Source organism: Polaribacter sp. Asnod6-C07, from assembly GCF_045063625.1.
In the GTDB taxonomy this organism is placed as follows: domain Bacteria; phylum Bacteroidota; class Bacteroidia; order Flavobacteriales; family Flavobacteriaceae; genus Polaribacter; species Polaribacter vadi_A.
On sequence record NZ_JBEFOF010000005.1, the window covers coordinates 3,706,478 to 3,728,189 of the forward strand.

A 21,712-nucleotide genomic window follows, 5' to 3' on the forward strand; every position below is an offset into this window, starting at 1 on the left:
TTAAGCAATAAACTAAATTTCTAAATTTTTATCATAAGGAATTCTTTTTAAAATATGATTTATCACATTTACTCTAGCTTCTGTTTTTCTATTGGCTCTTATAATTTTCCAAGGAGAAATTTCTGTATTTGTTCTTTCGAACATTGCATTTTTATATTCTGTGTATTGATCCCACAAATCTTGTGCCTTTTCATCTAACTTTGTCATTTTCCATTGTTTTAAAGGATCGCTTTTAATATCAGCAAAACGTTTGGCTTGTTCTTTTTTAGAGATAGACATGTAAATTTTCACCAAGTGTATGCCAGAATCTAAAATCATTCTTTCAAAATCATTAACTTGATTCATAAAAATTTCATATTCTTCTGGTGTACAGAAACCATTTACAGGTTCTACTACTGCTCTATTGTACCAACTTCTATCAAAAAAAACCATTTCACCTGCTTTAGGCAATTGCTCTACATATCTTTGAAAATACCATTGAGATTTTTCATCTTCAGTAGGCTTTGGTAATGCAACAATTCTCATAAAACGTGGATTAATACGTTCTGTAATTCTTCTTATTGCTCCACCTTTACCTGCTGCATCTCTACCTTGAAAAACAACAATAATTCTTTCATCATTATTAATTACCCAAGTTTGTAATCGAATTAACTCAGTTTGTAATTTTTTTAATTTTTTTTGATAATCTATATATCTTAAAGCTCTTTCTACATTAAAAGGTTCTTTAGACAGTAATGCTAACAACCCTTTTTTAGAGTTAAGTTTTTTTACATCAGACTCTGTTAAATTATTACTCATTTATTTAATCTATTTGATGAATATTTGAACGATAATAACGCATAACAACATTAGGATCAGGATTTAAAACTGTACCTGCTTCAGTTTTACCTTCATAATCAAACTGAGACAAAACATGTCTTATTGCTTCTAATCTTGCAACTTTTTTATCATTAGTTTTTACAATCATCCAAGGACTGTAGGTTGTGTGGGTTTTGGTAAACATTTCTTCTTTATAATAAGTATACTTATCCCAAAGAATTTGGCCTTGTCTATCTACAGGGCTAAATTTCCACCTTTTCAACGGGTCTTCTTTTCTGCCTTCAAAACGCTTAGCTTGTTCTTCTTTTGTAATAGACAGCCAAAATTTTATAATAATTACACCATCTTCATACATCATGTGCTCAAATTCTGGCACTTGCTGTAAAAATTCTTTATATTGTGTATCTGTACAAAAACCCATAACTGGTTCTACAACTGCTCTATTATACCAGCTTCTATCAAAAAAAACAATTTCACCAGGATTTGGTAATTCTTTAATATATCTTTGAAAATACCATTGTCCTTTTTCTACTTCTGTTGGTTTATTAAGTGCTACTAACCTACTAGATCTTGGGTTTAAATGCTCCATAAATCTACGGATATTACCACCTTTACCTGCAGCATCTCTACCTTCAAATATTATAGCAACTCTTTTATTATTATTAGAAACAAATCGTTGTAATTTTACCAATTCTATTTGTAGCATACGTAGTTCATTATCATAAGTAAGTGTGTTTTCTACTTTTGAAAATGACATGTTTTTTTCTTTAATAAGCGCTAATAATTCTTTACTACTTGTAATTTTATTAAAATCTTCTGCAGTTAAAGTTCCCTTAGAATTCATATTTTTAGTTTAATTGCTCTAAAATAAAACCTTTTTTTAAAATTGCGTTAAATTTTATCATTTTAAATTGATTCATAATATATTTGTCTTCGATGAAAAACCGAATTTTTATAATTATTTTTTTTGTATCACTATCTATTTCTTCTCAGCAAAAATATGCTAAAGAGATCAGTTTTGTTAATGATAATGACCTCTATGCTTCTGTAGACAGAGATCGTTATTACACAAATGGAATGTTTTTAACCTACAGATACTTAACTAAAAATAACAATAAAAACTTAGACAAAAAAATTATAGAATGGCAAATTGGCCATAAAATGTACACCCCCTATAAACCTGTTGTAAAAACTATTAATTTACATGATAGACCTTTTGCAGGTTATTTATACGCTGGTTTTGGATTAAAAAAAGTATATAAAAAAAATAAAATCTTAAACACTTCTTTACAAATTGGTATTGTTGGACCAAATGCTTATGGCAAAGAACTACAAGATTTTATTCACGACATCTATGGTTTTGAAGAAGCTACAGGATGGCAATATCAAATAGAAAATGCCTTCGGTTTAAATTTTGGTACAGAATACATTACCTCCTTAACAAATAACGAATCGAATACTTTTGATATTTCTTGGGCAAATTCTGCTAATTTAGGTACCGTATTTACCAATATTAATTCTGGTTTTAATTTAAGATTTGGTTTTACAGCGCTTCAAAAAATGGCAAACTCAATAGCTTTTAATACAAATTTAAATGATGATAAAACAAAATTTAAAAGAGAAATAGAGTCTTTCTTTTATATGAAACCTATTCTACAATATAATTTTTATGATGCTACAATTCAAGGTAGTTTTTTAAACAATAACAGTTTGGTTACTAAAGAAATAGTTCCTTTAGTATTTAATATAGAACTTGGTATTAAATTTACAGCTAATCGTTTTAATTTTGCTTATATATTTAATTATAACACCAATAAAACCAAAGATTTAAGATATACTTACGGCCATAAATACGGAACTATAAGTATTAATTACTTGTTGCGTTAATCTTCAAAAAAATCATCTTTAAAACCTATTAAATATAGTTTTTTTTGCGCTCTTGTAATAGCTGTATATAACCATCTAAAATATTCTTTAGAAACCCCATCTGGCAAATAAGGTTGCTCTATAAAAACAGTTTGCCACTGACCTCCTTGCGATTTATGACAAGTCATTGCATAAGAAAACTTAACTTGCAATGCATTAAAATATTTGTTCTTTTTAATGGCTAGAAATTGTTTGTACTTTAATTTTTCATCTGCATAATCCTCTTTAACAGCTTGGTACAATTTATTAGATTCTTCGTAAGTTAAAGACGGACTTTCACTAATTAAAGTATCTAACAACAAAACCGTTTCAAAAGGTTGCATTTCTGGGTAATCTATCATTTTTAACTCAACTTCTGCAAATTTAAATCCATATAACTCTTTAATAGAGAATATTTTTAAAACTTGGCAAATATCGCCATTGGCGATAAAACCAGCTTTTGAAGATTCGTTTAGCCAAAAATAATTATTTTTTACAACCATTACATAATCTCCTGCAGAAATTTCATTTTCTTGTCCACGAATTTTCATTCGTATTTGTTGGTTGTATTGGTTGGCTCTTTTATTAGAACGCACAATAAAAGCAGTCTCTTCTACTCCTCCATCATTATCATAAGCAGTAACCAAAGCATCTTCTATATCATAACCATCAATTAATCTTTTTATATCAGGAAAATCAACATCAAACTGAAAATTATCTCCATTATTTTGCAATAAAAGTCTTAAATGTGTTGCATTTGCTAATATTCCAGAATTCTCATGCTGACGCATTACTTCATCCAACTCAATTTCTTCAACATTTTTATGATAAGCATATTTTAACGTCTCTTCTTCTAAAGCAGGGCTTATATCTAACTTAACAGGAGGTAACTGAGCAGTATCACCAATAAAAATTAATTTACAATTATGACCATTATAAACGTAAGAGATTAAATCATCTAATAAAGAACTAGAATCAAACAATTTTTGATTTTGCCTACCATCAGGAATCATAGAAGCCTCATCTACTATAAAAATAGTATTTCTATGTTTGTTGGTTTGTAAAACAAAATCTACAGAACCATTACCTTGCTTTTTAGGAAAGTAGATTTTTTTGTGAATTGTAAAAGCTGGTCTTTTAGAATATATGGCTATAACTTTAGCTGCTCTACCTGTTGGCGCTAACAAAACTGCTTTTTTACCAGAAGCCCAAAGCGAATTTACAAATGTACTTATTGTAGTAGTTTTACCTGTACCTGCATAACCCTTTAATAAGAACAACGCATCTTTATCATCATTAAAAATAAAATTACTTAATAATTGTAATAATTGGCCTTGTTTTTGTGTAGGATTATGTGGAAATTTCTTTTGAAGTTCTTTGTAAAATTCTGCAGGTATTTTTATCATAAAAAAATTAAAGGTTCAAAGATACATTTCTTTGCAAAGAAATTTTTATCATTGAAAAAAAATTGTAGATTTGCGATAACACTATTAAAAAACAAATAAAAAATGAATTTAATACTAATGATTATAGGAGCTGTGCTGGTATCAGTTCTTATCGCTTTTATTATAGTTAAATATTTACCTTTAAAACTAAGATGGCTTCCTTCTATCTTATTGTTGGTTTTAGCAATCTTTTTAGGTGTTAAAATATACGATGGTATTATGGAACCTATCAAATTTGCTAAAGAAAAAGTTGAAAAATACAATCCTGTTATTAAAAGCTTAAAAATTATTAGAGACGCAGAAGTTAAGTTTTACGAAGTAAATGGTGTTTACACTAAAGATAAAGCTGGTTTAATTAAATTTATTGATACTGCTCAATTAGCTTTAACAGAAACTAAAACTGTTATAGAAAAAGTTAATAAAGGTGGTGGTATTATTGTAGATGAAGAAGTAAGAGTAACAGATACAATTGGTTACGAACCTGTATTAAAGTACTTTAAAGGTAGAAAGTATAATGATATGTTTAAAGTTCCTGGTGTAGAAGGTACTGAATTTGAACTAGAAGTTGGTTCTGTAGAAAAAGTACAAGGTTTAGTTGTACCTACATTTAGAGCTAGAACTCCTAAAACAGGTATTTTAAAAGGAATGAACAAATCTTTAATTAAACAAGAATTAGAGGCTATTGAATCTGTACAAATTAAAGGAGAATATGTTTCTGTAGGATCTTTAGAAGAAGTTTCTACAGGTGGTAACTGGCCTCCTTCTTATGATAGAAAAGACGGTGCAGAAAAAGAGTAGCAAAACATCTTTACAAAAAATAAAGGATATAAAATTATCCATCCAATTTAGTTTGGATGGATTTTCTTTTTGTATCTCAGATTTAGAAACTAAAAAAAAAATATTTTTTACAGAATATTTATTTGATGACACTCTAAATTCGCCTGTAGATTTATTAAATAAAATAGAATCTATTTTTAAAAGTGATGCAAACCTTCAGCTAGAATACGCTAAAGTAGATGCAATTCATCAAAATAACTTATCTACACTTGTACCAAATGTTTTTTTTGATGAAAATAACTTAGATGCTTACTTAAAACATAATATTAAAACGTTAAAAAACGATTTTATAACTTATGATGATCTTACTAATATTGAAGCTAAAAATGTTTACATACCTTTTGTAAACATCAACAATTATTTGTTTCAGAATTTTGGTGAGTTTGAGTTTAATCATCATTTAACTTTATTAATAGATAAACTTCTAAACAAACATACTTCTGATGAAAAAGTAATGTATGTAAATGTTGATAAGAATAGTTTTGATATTGTCATCATAGAAGATAAAAACCTAATCTTATCTAATACATTTGGTTATGCTTCTAAAGAAGATTTTGTCTACTACATATTATTTACTGCAGAGCAAACTCAATTAAATACAGAAGAATTTAAATTGTATTTTATTGGAGAAATTAATTCTGAATCTGATATTTATAAAATTGCTTATAAGTATATAAAAAATGTTTTTATTTTAGAAAGTGAAAACACCATTTTTAATGATTTAGACTTACCAAATCAATCAAATTATATATTGTTAGGATAATGAGAATTATATCAGGAAAATTTAAAGGAAGACGATTAAAAGCACCTAAAAACCTACCTGTTCGTCCTACAACAGACATGGCTAAAGAAGGTTTATTTAATATTATAAATAACCATTATTATTTTGATAGCATTGCTGTGCTTGATTTATTTTCTGGCACAGGTAATATTAGCTATGAATTTGCTTCTAGAGGTACAAAAAACATTTATGCTATTGATGCAAATTACAATTGTATTAGATACATTTACAATACTGCAAAAGAGTTTGATTTTGATATAAACACATATAAAAGTGATGTGTATAAATTTTTAAATAAAACTTCTATTCAATCTGATATTGTTTTTGCTGACCCTCCTTATGACTTTGAGGCTGAAAAATTTTTAGAAATTGCAGATCTTGTTTTTGAAAAAAACTTACTTAAAGAAGATGGTATTCTAATCATAGAACACTCTAAACATACAGATTTAACTATACACAAAAACCATAGTTATGATAAACGTTATGGAGGAAATGTGTTTAGCTTTTTTGAAAATTCTGTTGAAGCAGAAAAAGAAGACTAAAGCAAAGAGTTAATTATATCAGCAATTGTAATTCCTTCTGCTTCTGCTTTGTAATTTTTTACAATTCTATGAGATAATATAGGTATAGCAACTGCTTTTACATCTTCTATATCTGGTGAATATTTTCCGTTAATTGCTGCATGTGCTTTTGCCCCTAAAATTAAGTTTTGAGAGGCTCTTGGACCTGCTCCCCAATCTAAATAGCTTTTTACCATTTCTGTTGCTGCATCAGATTTTGGTCTTGTTTTACCAACCAAACTAACTGCATATTCTATTACATTATCTGTAACTGGTATTCTTCTAATTAATTTTTGAATCGCTATAATTTGATCTGCAGAAAGAATTCCGTTTACTGTTTGAGCTATAGCACTTGTAGTACTTTTTACAACTTCTACTTCCTCTTTAAACGTTGGATATTCTAAATTAATAGAAAACATAAATCGATCTAACTGCGCTTCTGGTAAAGGATAAGTACCTTCTTGCTCAATTGGGTTTTGTGTTGCTAAAACAAAAAATGGTAATTCTAATTTATAATGATTTCCAGAAACTGTTACAGAACGCTCTTGCATAGCTTCTAATAAAGCTGCTTGTGTTTTTGGTGGAGTTCTGTTAATCTCATCAGCTAAAATAATATTCGAAAAAATTGGACCTTTTATAAATTTAAACTGTCTGTTTTGATCTAAAATTTCGCTTCCTAAAATATCTGAAGGCATTAAATCTGGTGTAAATTGAATTCGATTAAATTTTAAACCTAAAACATCAGAAACTGTATTTACCAATAAAGTTTTGGCTAAACCTGGTACACCAATTAAAAGTGAATGACCACCACAAAAAATAGACAATAAAGTAAAACTTACTGCTTCTTGTTGCCCAATAATTACTTTACCAATTTCAGATTTTAATGATTTGTATTTTAAGACTAAATCATCTACAGCTTTAACATCAGACATTATTTACCTGTTTCTTTTTTCCAATTTTTAATAAAAGTACATTTTCTATGAGCATCTGCCATTTTAATATAAGTATCCATTATCTTTTCTTTTGCCCACTTATCTATAGTTTCTTCTTTCTTTTTTGTTAAAGCTAATTCTTGTACCTTAACATAATCATTGACTAAATCTGCAATATGTGTATTTGTTCTATCTCTCATTATAATGAACTTATACATTTTTTCTCCACTTCTATTTTGATCAAAAAACACATCAGAAAGTTCACCTTTTTTTAATTCTGCAACTCTAGCATACAAAGCAGGATCCATACCTGTTAAATCGAAAGTAGCTTCACCTGTATAAGGGTTAATAATTAAACCTCCATTATTTTTAGTTTCCTTATCATCAGAATATTTTTTAACAGCTTCTTCAAATGTAATTTTACCTGAATTTATGTCTTTAACAATTTCTTCTGCTTTTTCTCTAGTTTCTACTAGTTTAGAGCTAGGCACATCTGGTTGCATTAAAATATGCGATGCAACTCTCATATTACCTCTAACTTCATGCAATTGCATTAAGTGATAACCAAAGTCAGATTTAAAGGGTTTAGAAACTTGACCAACATCTAAACTAAATGCCATTTCTTTGAATTCTTTAATAAATTGAGATTCTTTTGTAATCTCATATCTACCTCCATTATTAGTAACACCTGGATCATCAGAATTAATAATTGCTTTCATTTTAAAAGGAGCTCCATCTTCAATTTCTTTCTTTAACTCATTAAGCTTATTTAAAATTCTTTCAGTTTCTTCTTTAGCTGGGCTTGCATTAATTACAATTTGTGCCAATTCTATTTCTGCAGAAAATTCTGGTAATTCTCCTTTTTCTTTTAAGCCATTATAAAAAATACGTACCTCTTCTGGAGTAACATCTATTTTTTCTGTAATTTTTAACTGCTCTTTTTCTATTAAAATATTTTCTTTTTGAACAGTATATAATTCCTTTTTTAAATCATCTAAATCATTAAAACCATAGGCTTTAATAACTTTATCTACAGAACCATATTGTTGCGTAAAATACTGTACACTTCTGTCTACTCTATCTGTAATTTCTGAATCAGCAACTGTAACACTATCTATAATTGCATGATGTGCTAATAATTTTTGTTGCATTAACTCTTCTAACATTTCACAATCAGAAATTTTAATTTTACCTTCTGAACGTACTTCAATTTCTTGCTTAAATTTATCTATATCAGAATCTAAAACAATATTTTTACCAATTACTACTGCAACACCATCTATTTTTACTTGTGCAAAATTTGCGATGCTAATCAACCCAAAAAAGGCTGTTAAAAGCGTTAATTTAGTATACTTTGAAATTGTTATTTTTTGTTGCATCTTTTACTAATATTTTTTCTATATCTCTAATTAATTGGATTTTACGTTTGTGTAAAATCATTTGTTTTATGGTTGGTTTTATATAGCTTAATGGTGCTATATCGTTTCTAACCAATACATCTTTTATAGCGACCAAATATAAACCTAATGAATCTTGTTTTTGAACAAATTTTGTTTTTTTTAACAGGTTTTCTTTAGAAAAGGGCAGTTTTAACAAAACCTTATCTAATTGCGTCCAAACTGAATCGTTAAATTGATAAAACTTAAAACTTAATTGCTGTTTTTCTAAAGCTTCTATGTCTTCTATACTATCAGATTTAAAGAGTGTTGTAATTTCTTTTTTGTTGATAATATTGTTATCAAAATGAAGATATTTTATTTTTAAAAGCTCTTCATTTAACTTAAAGTTTTCTTTATATTCTGTGTAAAAAAGATCAATCTCATCATCATCAATAATTGTATCTAATTGTTGCTTTATTAATCTTTCTTTATAACTGTTAATCAATAAACTTTCTTTGTAATCTTTTACAAGCGAGTTTATTTCTTGTACGTCTTCTAGAGAACTATTGGTTTCTGCTTTTTTTAGCAACAACTGTTTTATAGCCCAGTCGTTAATATAACCTCTAACAAAAACAATACTATCTTGCTTATTTAAACTAGTAGGTAAAACACTTTTTAAATCTTCTCTAAAAAGTTTTTCTGTGTTTACAATTGCAACAATTTCTGATGTTGTTTTTTCTTTTTCTTGCACCTCTAAATAATCACAAGAAATAAATGTACACAACATTAAAAAAAGAACTGCATATTTATTCATTAACCTTTATTGTAAAATTTAATTAATTTTTTAAGTTGTTTTTTATCTACTTTAATAACACTTTTATTTTTTAAATCTGCAATCCAATTTTTCTCTAAATAGTTCTGATAATCATTCATAACCTCACCTTTCACCTTTTTAAACTCTTTATTATGGTATTTGGTAATATTAGTAGTATAATGATTTTTTAAGCCTAAAGTATCTTTAGATGATTTTTCCCAAATTTCTCTTTGCATTAACTCAAAAAGTAATAAACCATCTTTATATTCTTGTAATGTATTAGCAAATTCAGGCTCCGTTTTTTCTAAATTTGCTTTGTAATAGGTTAAAATTTCTTGGTCTTTAAAATCATTAAATAATTCAAAAACAGGTTTATTTTTTCTATTTTTAATATAGTTAACAAATGCTTCTTGTTTTATTTCTTTTTTATTTATCGTTAACAAAACTGATTGTAAAGAATCTTTTGCAATTGTTCTTATTTTATCATTATCAAAAATTTCTTTTGCAATATTATTTTCAGAAATTGTATATTTTTTCTTTAGTTTATTGATAACAGCCTTTTCTGATAATTGAGCTCTTTCTCCAGATTTTACTTTGTTTTTTAACTCTCTTTCTATTTCATTAAAAGATTGTACTGGATGTTTTTTTATTAACTGTACAATATGCCAACCAAAACGAGTTTGAAAAGGTTTAGAATATTCACCTTCTTTTTCTAAACTAAAAGCCACATCTTCTATAGGTTTTACCATAACTCCTGTTCCGAATTTTCTTAGTTTACCTCCTTTAGATTTAGAGCCAGTATCGTTAGAATATTTTCTAGCCAAAGCTTTAAACTGCACATCTTTTTCTAATTCATTATAAATTGAATCTATTAATACTTTTGCATTTTTTGTTTCTTTAGTTAACAAAATATGTGCAACTTCTACTTCTCCTTTAGATGGTCTTACATCATCAACTTTTAAAATATGGTAACCATAACGTGTTCTAAATGGTTTAGAAACCTCCCCTACTTTTGTTGTATATGCAGCTTCTTCAAAAGGAAAAACCATTTTAAAAGCAGAAAAATAACCTAAGTTACCTTTGTTACCTTTACGTTTTCTTTTATCATCATCTCTTGCAGATGGATCTTCTGATGTTTCTTCTGCAACAGCTTCAAAATCCTCACCTTTTAAAATTCTATTTCTTATTTCAGTTATTTTTTTATATGCTGCCAAAGTATCTTTTGGTGATGGAATTTTTGGCGTTCTTATTAAAATATGTTTTGCTTTTACTTCATTTTTTGTTCTAAAATATGCGTCTTTAACCAACTTATTAATAAATAAAGTATCTTGCATATAAGGTGCAGAAAGTTGATTTTTAAAACCTTCCATTTCTTTAATATAAGAAGGCAAAGTATCTAACTTAATATTATATGCTTCTTTAACTTTTAACTTGTAATTAATATACAATTCTAAATTTTTCTCTAAATCCTTAGCTTCTTCATTATCAATAACGTCTAGATTTTTTTCGTAAACCCTTTTAAAATCAGAAACTGTTGTTACTTTACCATCAATTGTTAACAACCCTTTATCTTTCTTCTGTGCAATAACTACGCTAGAAAAACATAAAACTACTAATAATACTAACTTTTTCATAAATTTATAATGATATAATTCCTTTAATTTTTTCAACTTTTTTATAATAACCAATCACTTCATCAGCATTTATTAGTTTTAAAACTATTGTAATACTGATATATTTGCCAGTTTTAGATTTCTTAGTTTTTATTACTGCTCCTTTATTATCAAAAATAGTTTGCACTTCATCTAACTGATTACCATCAGTAGGTACAATAAATTTGTACATATAATCAGCAGGAAATTTTGTTGTATCTTCTAACTGACCTTTTAATTTAGTATAAAAAGCATTTTTATCACTCATATTTATAATTGTATTTTACTAATAACAAATAGCAAGCACAAAATTACATTAAAATTTAGTTTTATAAAGCGAATGATTTATTTTTGTGGATCTCACTTAAATGCAAATTTCAAAAATAACAGATTTTTAATTTTATCAAAGTAAAAAATCTCTATTTTAGATTTAAATTTTAATGAGAACAACATTATTATAGAATTTTTACAAATAAATTTAAAATTCTATTGACTTTTAATAATTTATAAAATTAAATACTTGCAAAAAAATCAGCAAAAAATTGTTTTAATTGGTGGTCCAGGAACAGGAAAAACAACTGTTTTAAATGCTTTAAAAGAAAAAGGTTTTTTTTGTTTTGATGAAGTTTCTAGAGCTGTAACCTTAAAAGCACGAGAAAAAGGTATTGAACAATTATTTTTAACAGAACCACTTCTGTTTAGCAAAATGCTTTTAGAGGGCAGAGAAGAACAGTATTCTGACGCCTTAAATAGCAAAGAAAATTTAGTTTTTTTTGATAGAGGTATACCTGATGTTTACGCATATCTTAACTATTTTAAAACTGATTACCCTTCTTTTTTTATAGAAAAAAGCAAGGAATTTAAATATGATATCGTTTTTCATTTTTCTCCTTGGAAAGAGATTCATACTACAGACAACGAACGTTACGAATCTTTTGAAGAATCTATTGCTATTGATAAATTTTTAATTAAAGCTTACTCAGAATTGGGCTATAGAATTATAACTATCCCTTTTGGCCCTGCAAATGAAAGAACCAATTATATTATAAATTCGCTTTCTTGCGATTTATGATTGCTGCTAAAAACATACTAAAACAATATTGGGGATATACAGCATTTAGAGAACCACAAGGAGACATAATAAATGCTGTTTTACAAAAAAAAGACGTAATTGTACTATTACCAACTGGAGGTGGAAAATCGATCTGTTTTCAAGTACCTGCTTTAATAAACGAAGGTGTTTGTTTGGTAATCTCTCCTTTAATTGCATTAATGCAAGATCAAGTAGAAAACCTAAAGAAAAGAGGTGTAAAAGCGACAACTATAAAATCTGGAGCATCACAAGATGAAATTATTACTCTTTTTGATAATATAAAATTTGGTAATTTTAAATTCTTATACATTTCTCCAGAAAGGCTTCAAACCTCTTTAATTCAACAAAAAATTAAAGAACTTAAAATAAGTTTTGTTGCTATTGATGAAGCTCATTGTATTTCTGAATGGGGACACGATTTTAGACCAACTTACAGAAATATTAAAGTACTAAAAGAACTAAAGCCAGATATAAATTTTATTGCGCTCACAGCAACTGCCAATAAAAAAGTATTAGAAGATATTGCAAAAAATCTAGAATTAAAACAACCTCAACTTTTTAAAAAATCTTTTTTTAGAGAAAATTTAGCGTATCAAATTTTTGATATTGAAGATAAATTATTGAGGCTTATTCAGATTTTTACGAAGACAAAATCACCCGCAATTGTTTATGTAAATTCGAGAAAAAAAACCAAAGACATTGCCAACTTTTTAAATGCAAATAATTTTAAAAGTAGTTTTTATCATGGAGGATTATCTTTAGCAGAAAAACAAATTGCTTATGAAAATTGGATGTCTGAAAAGACAAAAATAATTGTTGCAACCAATGCATTTGGAATGGGAATTGACAAACCAAATGTTGGCATTGTTGTACATTTTGATTTGCCTTTTTCTATAGAAAACTACATTCAAGAATCTGGAAGAGCAGGTAGAAATGAAAAAAAATCTTTTGCGGTTTTATTAAAAAATAATAGCGATATTTTAATTCATAAAAATCAACTTAAAAAAGAGCTACCATCTTTAGCAGAAGTAAAAGAAATTCACAGAAAATTATATCAATATTTTAGAATTTCAAAAGGCGAAATTTTAGAAGAAATGTTTCATTTTCAGATTTCTGAATTCTGTAAAACTTATAAATTTTCTCAAAAAAAAGTAACTTCAGTTTTAAAAATATTGTCAAATAATGGTATCTTAGAAATCTCAAATACGTTCAATCAAAAATCTACTGTAATTTTTAATTCAAGTAGTAAAAAGGTTATTTCTTACACTATAAACAATATCTATACTAAGAATTTTATAGACACATTTCTAAGAACTTACACAGGTTTATTTCAACAAGAAGTTAAAGTAGATGAATTTCTATTAGCAAAGAAAACAAATAGCACTTCTAGACAAGTAATTGCACATTTAGAACGTTTACAGCAAGACAATATCTTAACTTATAAGCGCGTAAAAACTGATGCTGAAATCCGTTTTTTAGTACCAAGAGAAGATGATAGAACTATAAATATATACTCTAAAGAAATAGTACAATTCTTAAAACAAAAACAAAAAAAATCTAATGATTTCTTAAACTATATTCAGAATAATAATACTTGTAGAAGCATTCAAATTTTAGATTATTTTGATGAAAAATCAACCAAAAAATGTGGAATTTGCGATGTTTGTTTATCAGAAAAAAAGACAAAAACTCAAGATATTTCTTCGAATATTTTATCGCTTTTAGCAAAAAAATCGAGTTTAACATCACAAGAAATAAATCAGAATTTACAAGCAAATGAAAAAGACATTTTAATACATTTGCGAATGTTATTATCTGAAAATAAAGTGCAGATAAATCATCAAAACAAATACCATTTAAAATAAAATTTATGAAAGATTTACGTATCGTTTTTATGGGAACTCCAGATTTTGCAGTAACAATTTTAAAACATTTAGTAGATAATAATTATAATGTTGTTGGTGTAATAACTGCAACAGATAAACCTGCAGGAAGAGGAAGAAAATTAAATGAGTCTGCTGTAAAAAAATATGCATTATCTAAAGATTTAAAAATACTACAACCTAAAAATTTAAAAAACGAAGACTTTAATAAAGAACTAAAAAGCTTAAACGCAGATTTGCAAATAGTAGTTGCTTTTAGAATGTTACCTAAAGCAGTTTGGCAAATGCCAAAAATGGGTACTTTTAATTTACACGCTTCTTTATTACCAGAATACAGAGGTGCTGCCCCAATTCATTGGGCAATTATTAATGGAGAAACAAAAACAGGTGTTACAACTTTTTTTATTGATGATAAAATTGACACTGGAGAAATCATTTTACAAGAAGAAATTAATGTTGATGACACAGAAACTGTAGGATCTTTACATGATAAATTAATGTTTTTAGGTGCAGATCTTGTTGCTAAAACTGTAGATTTAATTGAAAAAGGAAATATAAGCACTCAAAAACAACCTGAGTTAGAAGAAAAATCGGCTCCGAAACTAAATCCAGAAAACACAAAAATAGATTGGTCTGATTCTTTAGACAGTATATATAATAAAATTAGAGGCTTAAATCCTTTTCCTACAGCTTGGACTTTGATTAACAACGGAGATGTTGAGATTTCTGCTAAAATTTACGCTATTGACAAAGTAGTAGAAATGCATAATTATGAATTTGGTAAGCTAGTTATTTCTAAAAAAGAAATTAAAGTAGCCGTTAAAAATGGATTTATCAATATTAGAGAAATTAAACTTGCAGGAAAGAAAAAAATGGATGCTACTAGCCTACTAAATGGCTTCAGTTTTGCTGAAAATGCAAAAATGCTCTAACTCCTTTACTGACAAGCTTTTTAACGATTTTTCACTTTTTCAACTTCCCTTATTAACAATTTGGGGCTATTTATCAACAAAATAGTGTTTTTTATAGACACAAATTTGCGCAAACCCTTAATCCGTCTATATTTGTTAAGCTTTTTAGCAATAAAAAATATACAATTAATTTTAAAAATTTATTTATTATGAACAAGTCAGATTTAATCGACGCAATGGCTGCAGATGCAGGAATCTCTAAAGTAGCAGCTAAAGCAGCTTTAGAATCTTTTACAGATAATGTAACTTCTGCTTTAAAAGGTGGAGGAAAAGTAGCTTTAGTTGGTTTTGGAACTTTTTCTGTTTCTCACAGAGCTGCAAGATCAGGTAGAAATCCTCAAACAGGAAAAACTATTGAAATTGCTGCTAAAAATGTAGCAAAGTTTAAAGCAGGAGCTGGTTTAAGCGATGCTGTAAACTAAGAATTACAATATAATTTATAATAAAACTCTCTTTTTAAGAGAGTTTTTTTTATTCCTATATTTTACCTACTTTTACTTATGCCCTATTTAAAACCGCTTAAAGGAAGATTATTAATTGCTGAACCTTCTATTTTAAACGACAGCTCTTTTAACAGAGCTATCGTTTTAATTACTGAACATACAGATTATAATTCTGTAGGTTTTATTTTAAACAGACCTTTAGATTACACATTGCAAGATTTAATCCCTGAAATTGACTCTGACTTTACAATTTATCAAGGTGGACCTGTAGAACAAGATAATTTATACTTTGTACATAAAGTACCAGAATTAATACCAGAAAGCGTAGAAGTTGCAAATGGTATATATTGGGGTGGTAATTTTGACTCTTTAAAACAGTTATTAAACGATAATTTATTAGAAAAATCTGATATTAGATTCTTCTTAGGCTATTCTGGATGGGGTAAACATCAACTTACAGATGAAATAAACATAAATTCTTGGTTTATTTCTGAAAATGATATTGATAATATTTTTTCTAAAAAAGGAGATTCTCTTTGGAGAAATAAAATTCTTCAAAAAGGTGGAGATTACAAACTTTGGGCAAATGCTCCTAGTGATATTCAATTAAATTAATTAGAAGTTACCTCTAATACTTTTAAGCTTTTACTTATTTTATTGGCAAAACCGACAGAAAACTGCTTCTTTTTATAGTTGGTTACTGGCTGAATACCCATAATAGCATTTGTAATGAAAACCTCATCTGCTTTTTGAATTTCGAAAGGAGAAATACTTGTTTCTTCTAAAGTATACTCTGTATTCTTTGCAATTAACTCAATAACCTTCATTCTTAAGATTCCTTTTACACATCCTTCTGATAGAGCTGGTGTTTTTATGGTATTTCCTTTTAAAATAAAAATATTAGCATTTGTTACCTCTACTACTCCTTTCTTTTCATTAATTAAAACACAATTATCTAATTCATTTTCATCAGCATAAATACTAGCTAGAGTATTTACCATTCTATTATTGGTTTTTATGGTAGATAACAAACCTGAATAATTATAAAAATCTTTAAAAACATCTACTTTATAGATTTCTTTAGTTTGATAGTTACTTTCTTTAACTTCAATTAAATAATTAATCTCATTAGTTTTTGGAGTATATAAACCACCATCTTTTCTAAAAACGCTTAAACGAACTCTAAATGTTGCTGCATTATCTTGCACTGCTACAGTTTTTAAAATTTCTTTTTGTAAAAACTCTAAAGTAAATTGCATTGGTATTTTCATACGCAGCATTCGCATAGAAGCCATTAATCTAAAATAATGATCTTCCCAAAAAACAACCTTATTGTTATTTACTTTTACGGTTTCAAAAATTGCATCACCATATTTAAAACCTCTATTATCAGAAGATAGTTTTACATTTTCACTAAAAAGTAATTCACCATTAAAATTAATCATCTACAGTTATTTTTTGTGAATGCAAAATTAGTGTTTTTTGTTAGATTTAAAGCACAAAAAAACCCAACCTTAAAGTTGAGTTTTTAAATTATATAAATTTATATTTAAGCTCCAATTGTATGTTTTAACTCATCTATTTGATTTTCCCAAAGTTGCTTAGATTCTTCAACTTCATCTTCGTCTTCTGCAAAATCAGTTATAATGAGTGATACATCTTTTGTTAGAGCATCAACTTGAATCTTTATCTCAAAAAAACTTTCATCATCTTCGCTTTCTACCCATTTAAAGCGAATTCTTTCGTCAGATTTTTTCGTAACAAGTTCTGCTACCTCTTCTGTTCCATCCCAACTAAAAGTAAAAATTTTACCTCTAGAATTTACACTATCTGCAAACCATTCTTGCAAATTAGAAGGTGATGATATGTATTGATACAACATATTTGGGGAGGCATGAACTGGTATTTCCAATTCGAATTTAACTTTATCCATTTAATTTAACTTTAGATGACAAGATAGGTATTAATTCTATTTAAAAAAAATTTTAAACACAACTTGCCAGAATGCAAAAATCTATTATATTTGCACCCTCAAATATAAATGGCGAGGTAGCTCAGTTGGTTAGAGCGCAGGATTCATAACCCTGAGGTCACGGGTTCAAATCCCGTCTTCGCTACAAGCTTAAAGCTAATTAAATCAACGAATTGTGTCTCACAATTCGTTTTTTTTATGCCTTCATTTTTCTTACTTTTACAAAGAGTACACGATAGAGTACACGATTTACCTATGAAACTGAATTATTCTGAGCCAAAAATCTTTACTGGCGGAGTAGATATAACTACTTGGTCTAAACTTTCTGCGAAAGCTAAAAAAGAAGCTTTATCAAAAAAATGGTACATCTATTATTCTTACAGAAACCCAAATACAGGTAAGCTAGAAAGACAAACTAATATTAAAGCAGGGGTTAACCTTTATAAAGACAAAAAAAGTAGATATCACATTTTAATTCAACTTAAAGAAAGCTTAGAGTTTATTCTAAAAAATGGCTACAACCCTTATGAAGATAATACTTCATTGGAGGAATTTATTGAAAACCTACTTTCTTCTGAAAATTCTGAACAAAAGGAAACAAAAAAGAGCAATACGAATCAAAAAGAAAGCCAAATAGTTACCGAAAAGAAACCTGAACTACCTACCTACTCTATTAAGTCATCTTTCGAATTGGTTCTTCAAACCAAATCAAATGTTTTAAGTGCAACCTCCTATCAAAATTTTAAAGGAAGAATAAATAGGTTTAGTAAATGGTTAATTCAGCAAAAGATAGACCCAAAAGGAGACATTTCTATCATCACTAAAAAAGTTGTAATACAATATTTGAATACTGTATTACAAAATTCAAGTGCTAGAAATAGAAATAATACAAGAACAGATATCAGTTCTTTATTTCAAACTTTAGAGGACAATGAAGTGATACAAGATAATTTTGTCAAGAAAATTAATGTATTAAAATCAAATCCTGAACGAAACAAAACATATACCTCTACTGAACAAAAAGAAATTTTCAAATATCTAAAAGAAAAAGAGCCTGTATTACATTTGTTTGTTCAATTTGTGTCTTACAATTACTTGCGACCTGTAGAAGTTTGCCGACTAAAAATTGGTGATATCGATTTAGTTGACAAAAGAATCTATGTTAGAGCCAAAAACAAGGCTGTTAAAACGAAAATTATACCTAATATTTTAATAGAGCAACTCCCTGATATTTCTAAAATGGATAAAAACCATTATTTGTTTACTCCTACTAAAATTGGAGGGGAATGGGATACTAAAGAAAATAACAAACGTGATTATTTTTCAAAACAATTTAAAAAAGTAAAAGATCATTTTGGCTTGGGAAAAGATTACGGTTTATATAGTTTCAGACATACCTTTATTACCAAATTGTATAAAGAAATGGCTAAAACTGGAACACCTTTTGAGGTGAAAAGTAAATTGAAATTAATTACAGGTCACGCAACAATGGATGCTTTAGAATTGTACCTAAGAGATATTGATGCTGTATTACCAGAAGATTATTCAAATTTATTAAAATGATGATTAAGAAAAAATATTACAACATTTTACCCAACCAACTATATAGAACAAACAATATAGACCTAATAGCAGATTTTCTAATTGAAAATAATATTTGCGAAAGATTTATATCAAAAAGTTTCTCAGGTAAATTCGAAAAGACAGATACATTAGGAGAATGGAGTGCCAAAGGTCAATTAAGTCAAACTGATGAAATTTTAGTATACTCAAACAAAGTTACAAGGGAACTGTATACTTTTCTTTTAACTCACTACAAAGCAGGACTTGGAAAACATATTACTTTTAATTTAAAATTTTATCAAGACACATTTGGTTTGAATTTTTTAGAAAGTAAGAAAATTGCCTTAGAATATTTTAACATTTATTATAATAATATACAAATCAATCCTAGTTTTAATTTAAAATTTGATGAAAATAGAAATATAATACCAGCTACAAACTTTGAATCACTCAAAAGGCACAAAGAATATTTATTTTTAAATCTTGAAAAAAAATCAGAGTTAATGATTCCATATTTGGCTGGAGATAATGAATACTTCAACAGAACCCTATTTGAAAATAACTCAATGATTAGAGAAATATTTGAGTTTGAGAATAATTTAAAAATCATATTGGAGTTAAATAGGAAATATCAGCTTGAAGATGATGACATTTTCACTCCAAAACCTAAATCAAGCCTTATTTTTGAAGAATATTCAAGTAAATTCCATTCACTAAAACAAGTTCAGTTTATTGAGCAACAACTAATATGTGAGGAAAATAGAAATCGTGCATATGTAGTAAGTTTATTCTATTTTTTTAAAGATGAAATAAAAATAAAAAAAACATCAGCAGATTTATTTGCTGAATTGATTATAAAAAATTTTAATTTCAATTTTGGAAAAATTCAGTTAAGTGATCCCACAAATAATGAACATAAAAATAGGGTGATAAAAATTAAAGAAGATTGGGATAAGTTTATTACTTCACCATAACTTTCACTCAAATACCCTAGTCGCCACTTTTTTCACCTAAATTCACCTATAAGTAACCTTTTTATTCCCTTTTACAAAATATATTGTATCACAATATTGCACCTAGTTAAATCTTGTTAATTAGGTAGTTATCTATTGATGTAAAATCACCTTACTTTTTAGCAAGCATTTATTTAACTATTAATGTTTAAAAAAAGTAAAATGGAAAAAACCATCAATTTTAGAATTTCAGAAGAAACTAAGCTTGAATTGCAATTTATTGCAGAGAAGAAAGAAATTAAAGTATCTCATTTAATAAGAGAGATCATTACCGATTTTATAGAAAATTACTACGACGTTGACAATACTATTATTATGTATAGTCAAACACCTATCGAAGTTTTTCTAGATGATTCCAATAATGATCATTTTAATCAATAAATCGATTTACTATGGTATCAGAAAAAGTCGATTTGATTATTAAGGATATTAATATCCACCAACAAAAATTAAACTCCAATACTACAGAAGCAGGTTGTTTAATTGTAAAAGAAGCCAATACTTGGGTTGATGAAGCAAAAAATAGACCAATACCAAATATGCTGTTTAGCGAACTTTGGTATGAGAATGAAGTCTGTATTTTATTTTCTGATACTAATTTAGGTAAATCAATACTTGCTGTTCAAATAGCGGATAGCTTAAGCAAAGGAAAAGCTATATATGGTTTCAAATTAGAAGGTTCTGCCAGAAAGGTATTGTATTTAGATTTTGAGTTATCTGATAAACAATTTGAAAATAGATATTCAGATAATTTTACGAATCATTATCAATTTAATGATAATTTTTTAAGAGCTGAATTAAATACTGATTCGAGATTACCAAATCAATATAAGAATTTTGAAGAATACCTTTGTAATACTTTACCTACAAGTATCTCTAAAAATCAAGTATCAATTTTAACTGTTGATAACCTTACCTTTTTAAGTGCTGAAAATGAAAAAGCCAAAGACACTTTGGTATTGATGAAAACGCTAAAACAAATCTCAAGAACTAATAGTGTATCAATTTTAGTATTATCCCATACCCCAAAAAGAGATGAATCTAAACCCATCACAAAAAATGATTTAGCAGGCAGCAAAATGTTGATGAATTTTTGTGATAGATGTTTTACAATTGGCAAAAGTTCTCAAGACACCTCTTTAAGATATATTAAGCAAATAAAGCAGCGAAACACAGAACATATCTATGATTCTGACAATATCATATTATGCAGTATTGATAAAGAAACCAACTTTTTAAGATTTCTTTATGAAGGCTTTGATTCTGAAAAAAACCATCTCCAAACTGGTAACAAAATAAGCTCTGACCAAATAAATGATCAGATAAAAATGCTAGTTGCTGAAGGTCTTACAAATGATAAAATTGGAAGCAGACTAGGCTACTCTTAAGCAGAAATTAGAAAAAGAAGAAAAAATTTAGAACTTTAATATGGTTGCTTCTGATGTATATAACATAGCGAAAGCTCTTCCTAAAGAAGAGTTTATAAAGCTATACAATATACTCAGAACTGATATTAATAAAAACAACTTAAAGATTAGAAATAAACTCCCAGAGTTTACCAAAGAAGATGCTTTACGCTATTTATTAGAAAATCACATTAAAAAAAATCGTACCAATCGTACCAAATAAATAGTACGAAAAGTACGATTC

24 protein-coding genes and 1 tRNA gene are annotated in these 21,712 nt (G+C 27.6%); 15 read left to right on the top strand and 10 right to left on the bottom strand.

Going from position 1 to position 21,712, the window contains the following annotated elements; translation table 11 throughout:
• Positions 1-12 precede the first annotated feature (12 nt).
• Positions 13-798 carry a polyphosphate kinase 2 gene (gene ppk2, locus ACJJVK_RS16115; RefSeq protein WP_215995262.1) on the bottom strand — a complete coding sequence of 262 codons (786 nt, stop codon included), beginning with the start codon at positions 796-798 and terminating at the stop codon, positions 13-15.
• Positions 799-802: 4 nt separating this feature from the next.
• Positions 803-1,663: a polyphosphate kinase 2 gene (gene ppk2 / locus ACJJVK_RS16120; protein ID WP_215995263.1), complete on the bottom strand. Its 861-nt coding sequence runs from the start codon at positions 1,661-1,663 to the stop codon at positions 803-805.
• A 92-nt stretch (positions 1,664-1,755) separates the two neighbouring features.
• Between ppk2 (ACJJVK_RS16120) and ACJJVK_RS16125 the strand changes: the two genes are divergently transcribed.
• Positions 1,756-2,706, top strand: a complete 951-nt coding sequence (locus ACJJVK_RS16125; protein WP_405567902.1) for a lipid A deacylase LpxR family protein — start codon at positions 1,756-1,758, stop codon at positions 2,704-2,706.
• Here the strand turns inward: ACJJVK_RS16125 and ACJJVK_RS16130 are convergent.
• Positions 2,703-4,130 (bottom strand): ATP-dependent RecD-like DNA helicase, encoded by a 1,428-nt coding sequence (locus tag ACJJVK_RS16130; protein WP_405567904.1) that lies wholly within the window; start codon positions 4,128-4,130, stop codon positions 2,703-2,705. The two genes, ACJJVK_RS16125 and ACJJVK_RS16130, sit on opposite strands and share 4 nt — an antisense overlap.
• A gap of 102 nt (positions 4,131-4,232) precedes the next feature.
• Here ACJJVK_RS16130 and ACJJVK_RS16135 point away from each other — a divergent pair, with 102 nt between their 5' ends.
• From ACJJVK_RS16135 to ACJJVK_RS16145, 3 genes are read left to right on the top strand one after another with little or no spacing between them, the layout of a single operon-like run.
• Complete coding sequence (locus ACJJVK_RS16135; RefSeq protein ID WP_405567906.1) at positions 4,233-4,967, top strand: hypothetical protein; 735 nt, start codon at positions 4,233-4,235, stop codon at positions 4,965-4,967.
• Entirely contained in the window at positions 4,936-5,769 is an 834-nt protein-coding gene (locus tag ACJJVK_RS16140; RefSeq protein ID WP_405567908.1) for a DUF3822 family protein, read from the top strand. The genes ACJJVK_RS16135 and ACJJVK_RS16140 overlap by 32 nt, the downstream gene beginning before the upstream one ends.
• On the top strand, positions 5,769-6,329 hold the full coding sequence (locus ACJJVK_RS16145; RefSeq protein ID WP_405567911.1) for an RsmD family RNA methyltransferase: 561 nt from the start codon (positions 5,769-5,771) through the stop codon (positions 6,327-6,329). Before ACJJVK_RS16140 ends, ACJJVK_RS16145 begins: the two co-directional genes overlap by 1 nt.
• On the opposite strand, the gene ACJJVK_RS16150 is transcribed toward ACJJVK_RS16145, so the two are convergent.
• The 5 genes from ACJJVK_RS16150 to ACJJVK_RS16170 are packed head-to-tail and all read right to left on the bottom strand — an operon-like array spanning position 6,326 to position 11,392.
• The gene (locus ACJJVK_RS16150) at positions 6,326-7,279 is read right to left on the bottom strand and encodes an AAA family ATPase (RefSeq protein ID WP_405567913.1); all 954 of its coding nucleotides are present in this window, start codon (positions 7,277-7,279) and stop codon (positions 6,326-6,328) included. The two genes, ACJJVK_RS16145 and ACJJVK_RS16150, sit on opposite strands and share 4 nt — an antisense overlap.
• Positions 7,279-8,658 carry a peptidylprolyl isomerase gene (locus tag ACJJVK_RS16155; protein WP_405567915.1) on the bottom strand — a complete coding sequence of 460 codons (1,380 nt, stop codon included), beginning with the start codon at positions 8,656-8,658 and terminating at the stop codon, positions 7,279-7,281. The genes ACJJVK_RS16150 and ACJJVK_RS16155 overlap by 1 nt, the downstream gene beginning before the upstream one ends.
• Complete coding sequence (locus tag ACJJVK_RS16160; protein WP_405567917.1) at positions 8,624-9,472, bottom strand: hypothetical protein; 849 nt, start codon at positions 9,470-9,472, stop codon at positions 8,624-8,626. Before ACJJVK_RS16160 ends, ACJJVK_RS16155 begins: the two co-directional genes overlap by 35 nt.
• Positions 9,472-11,106 carry a peptidylprolyl isomerase gene (locus tag ACJJVK_RS16165; protein ID WP_405567920.1) on the bottom strand — a complete coding sequence of 545 codons (1,635 nt, stop codon included), beginning with the start codon at positions 11,104-11,106 and terminating at the stop codon, positions 9,472-9,474. The genes ACJJVK_RS16160 and ACJJVK_RS16165 overlap by 1 nt, the downstream gene beginning before the upstream one ends.
• Positions 11,107-11,110: 4 nt before the next feature.
• Complete coding sequence (locus tag ACJJVK_RS16170; RefSeq protein WP_215995273.1) at positions 11,111-11,392, bottom strand: DUF493 family protein; 282 nt, start codon at positions 11,390-11,392, stop codon at positions 11,111-11,113.
• A 252-nt stretch (positions 11,393-11,644) separates the two neighbouring features.
• On the opposite strand from ACJJVK_RS16170, the gene ACJJVK_RS16175 reads away from it, so the two are divergent.
• The 5 genes from ACJJVK_RS16175 to ACJJVK_RS16195 all read left to right on the top strand — a co-directional run bounded on the left by ACJJVK_RS16175 (position 11,645) and on the right by ACJJVK_RS16195 (position 16,129).
• Entirely contained in the window at positions 11,645-12,196 is a 552-nt protein-coding gene (locus ACJJVK_RS16175) for an AAA family ATPase (protein WP_405567923.1), read from the top strand.
• Positions 12,193-14,082: an ATP-dependent DNA helicase RecQ gene (locus ACJJVK_RS16180; protein ID WP_405567926.1), complete on the top strand. Its 1,890-nt coding sequence runs from the start codon at positions 12,193-12,195 to the stop codon at positions 14,080-14,082. The genes ACJJVK_RS16175 and ACJJVK_RS16180 overlap by 4 nt, the downstream gene beginning before the upstream one ends.
• 5 nt (positions 14,083-14,087) lie before the next feature.
• Positions 14,088-15,032 carry a methionyl-tRNA formyltransferase gene (fmt, locus tag ACJJVK_RS16185; protein WP_405567929.1) on the top strand — a complete coding sequence of 315 codons (945 nt, stop codon included), beginning with the start codon at positions 14,088-14,090 and terminating at the stop codon, positions 15,030-15,032.
• Between the two features lie 164 nt (positions 15,033-15,196).
• On the top strand, positions 15,197-15,493 hold the full coding sequence (locus ACJJVK_RS16190) for an HU family DNA-binding protein (RefSeq protein ID WP_303436773.1): 297 nt from the start codon (positions 15,197-15,199) through the stop codon (positions 15,491-15,493).
• A 78-nt stretch (positions 15,494-15,571) separates the two neighbouring features.
• Positions 15,572-16,129: a YqgE/AlgH family protein gene (locus ACJJVK_RS16195; protein ID WP_405567932.1), complete on the top strand. Its 558-nt coding sequence runs from the start codon at positions 15,572-15,574 to the stop codon at positions 16,127-16,129.
• On the opposite strand, the gene ACJJVK_RS16200 is transcribed toward ACJJVK_RS16195, so the two are convergent.
• Together ACJJVK_RS16200 and ACJJVK_RS16205 are read right to left on the bottom strand one after the other, a co-directional pair.
• Positions 16,126-16,959 (bottom strand): aminotransferase class IV, encoded by an 834-nt coding sequence (locus ACJJVK_RS16200; RefSeq protein WP_215995277.1) that lies wholly within the window; start codon positions 16,957-16,959, stop codon positions 16,126-16,128. The two genes, ACJJVK_RS16195 and ACJJVK_RS16200, sit on opposite strands and share 4 nt — an antisense overlap.
• 104 nt (positions 16,960-17,063) lie before the next feature.
• Positions 17,064-17,447 (bottom strand): START-like domain-containing protein, encoded by a 384-nt coding sequence (locus ACJJVK_RS16205; RefSeq protein ID WP_405567934.1) that lies wholly within the window; start codon positions 17,445-17,447, stop codon positions 17,064-17,066.
• A 110-nt stretch (positions 17,448-17,557) separates the two neighbouring features.
• On the opposite strand from ACJJVK_RS16205, the gene ACJJVK_RS16210 reads away from it, so the two are divergent.
• The 6 genes from ACJJVK_RS16210 (at position 17,558) to ACJJVK_RS16235 (ending at position 21,691) form a co-directional block, all read left to right on the top strand.
• Positions 17,558-17,631, top strand: a tRNA-Met gene (locus ACJJVK_RS16210).
• A gap of 53 nt (positions 17,632-17,684) precedes the next feature.
• Complete coding sequence (locus ACJJVK_RS16215) at positions 17,685-19,049, top strand: tyrosine-type recombinase/integrase (RefSeq protein ID WP_405567936.1); 1,365 nt, start codon at positions 17,685-17,687, stop codon at positions 19,047-19,049.
• Positions 19,046-20,023, top strand: a complete 978-nt coding sequence (locus ACJJVK_RS16220; RefSeq protein WP_405567938.1) for a hypothetical protein — start codon at positions 19,046-19,048, stop codon at positions 20,021-20,023. The genes ACJJVK_RS16215 and ACJJVK_RS16220 overlap by 4 nt, the downstream gene beginning before the upstream one ends.
• 201 nt (positions 20,024-20,224) lie before the next feature.
• On the top strand, positions 20,225-20,443 hold the full coding sequence (locus tag ACJJVK_RS16225) for a hypothetical protein (RefSeq protein WP_405567941.1): 219 nt from the start codon (positions 20,225-20,227) through the stop codon (positions 20,441-20,443).
• 11 nt (positions 20,444-20,454) lie between these two features.
• A complete protein-coding gene (locus tag ACJJVK_RS16230; protein ID WP_405567944.1) occupies positions 20,455-21,450 on the top strand; it encodes an AAA family ATPase in 996 nt (331 codons plus the stop codon).
• A 40-nt stretch (positions 21,451-21,490) separates the two neighbouring features.
• Entirely contained in the window at positions 21,491-21,691 is a 201-nt protein-coding gene (locus tag ACJJVK_RS16235) for a hypothetical protein (protein WP_405567947.1), read from the top strand.
• Positions 21,692-21,712: the final 21 nt, after the last annotated feature.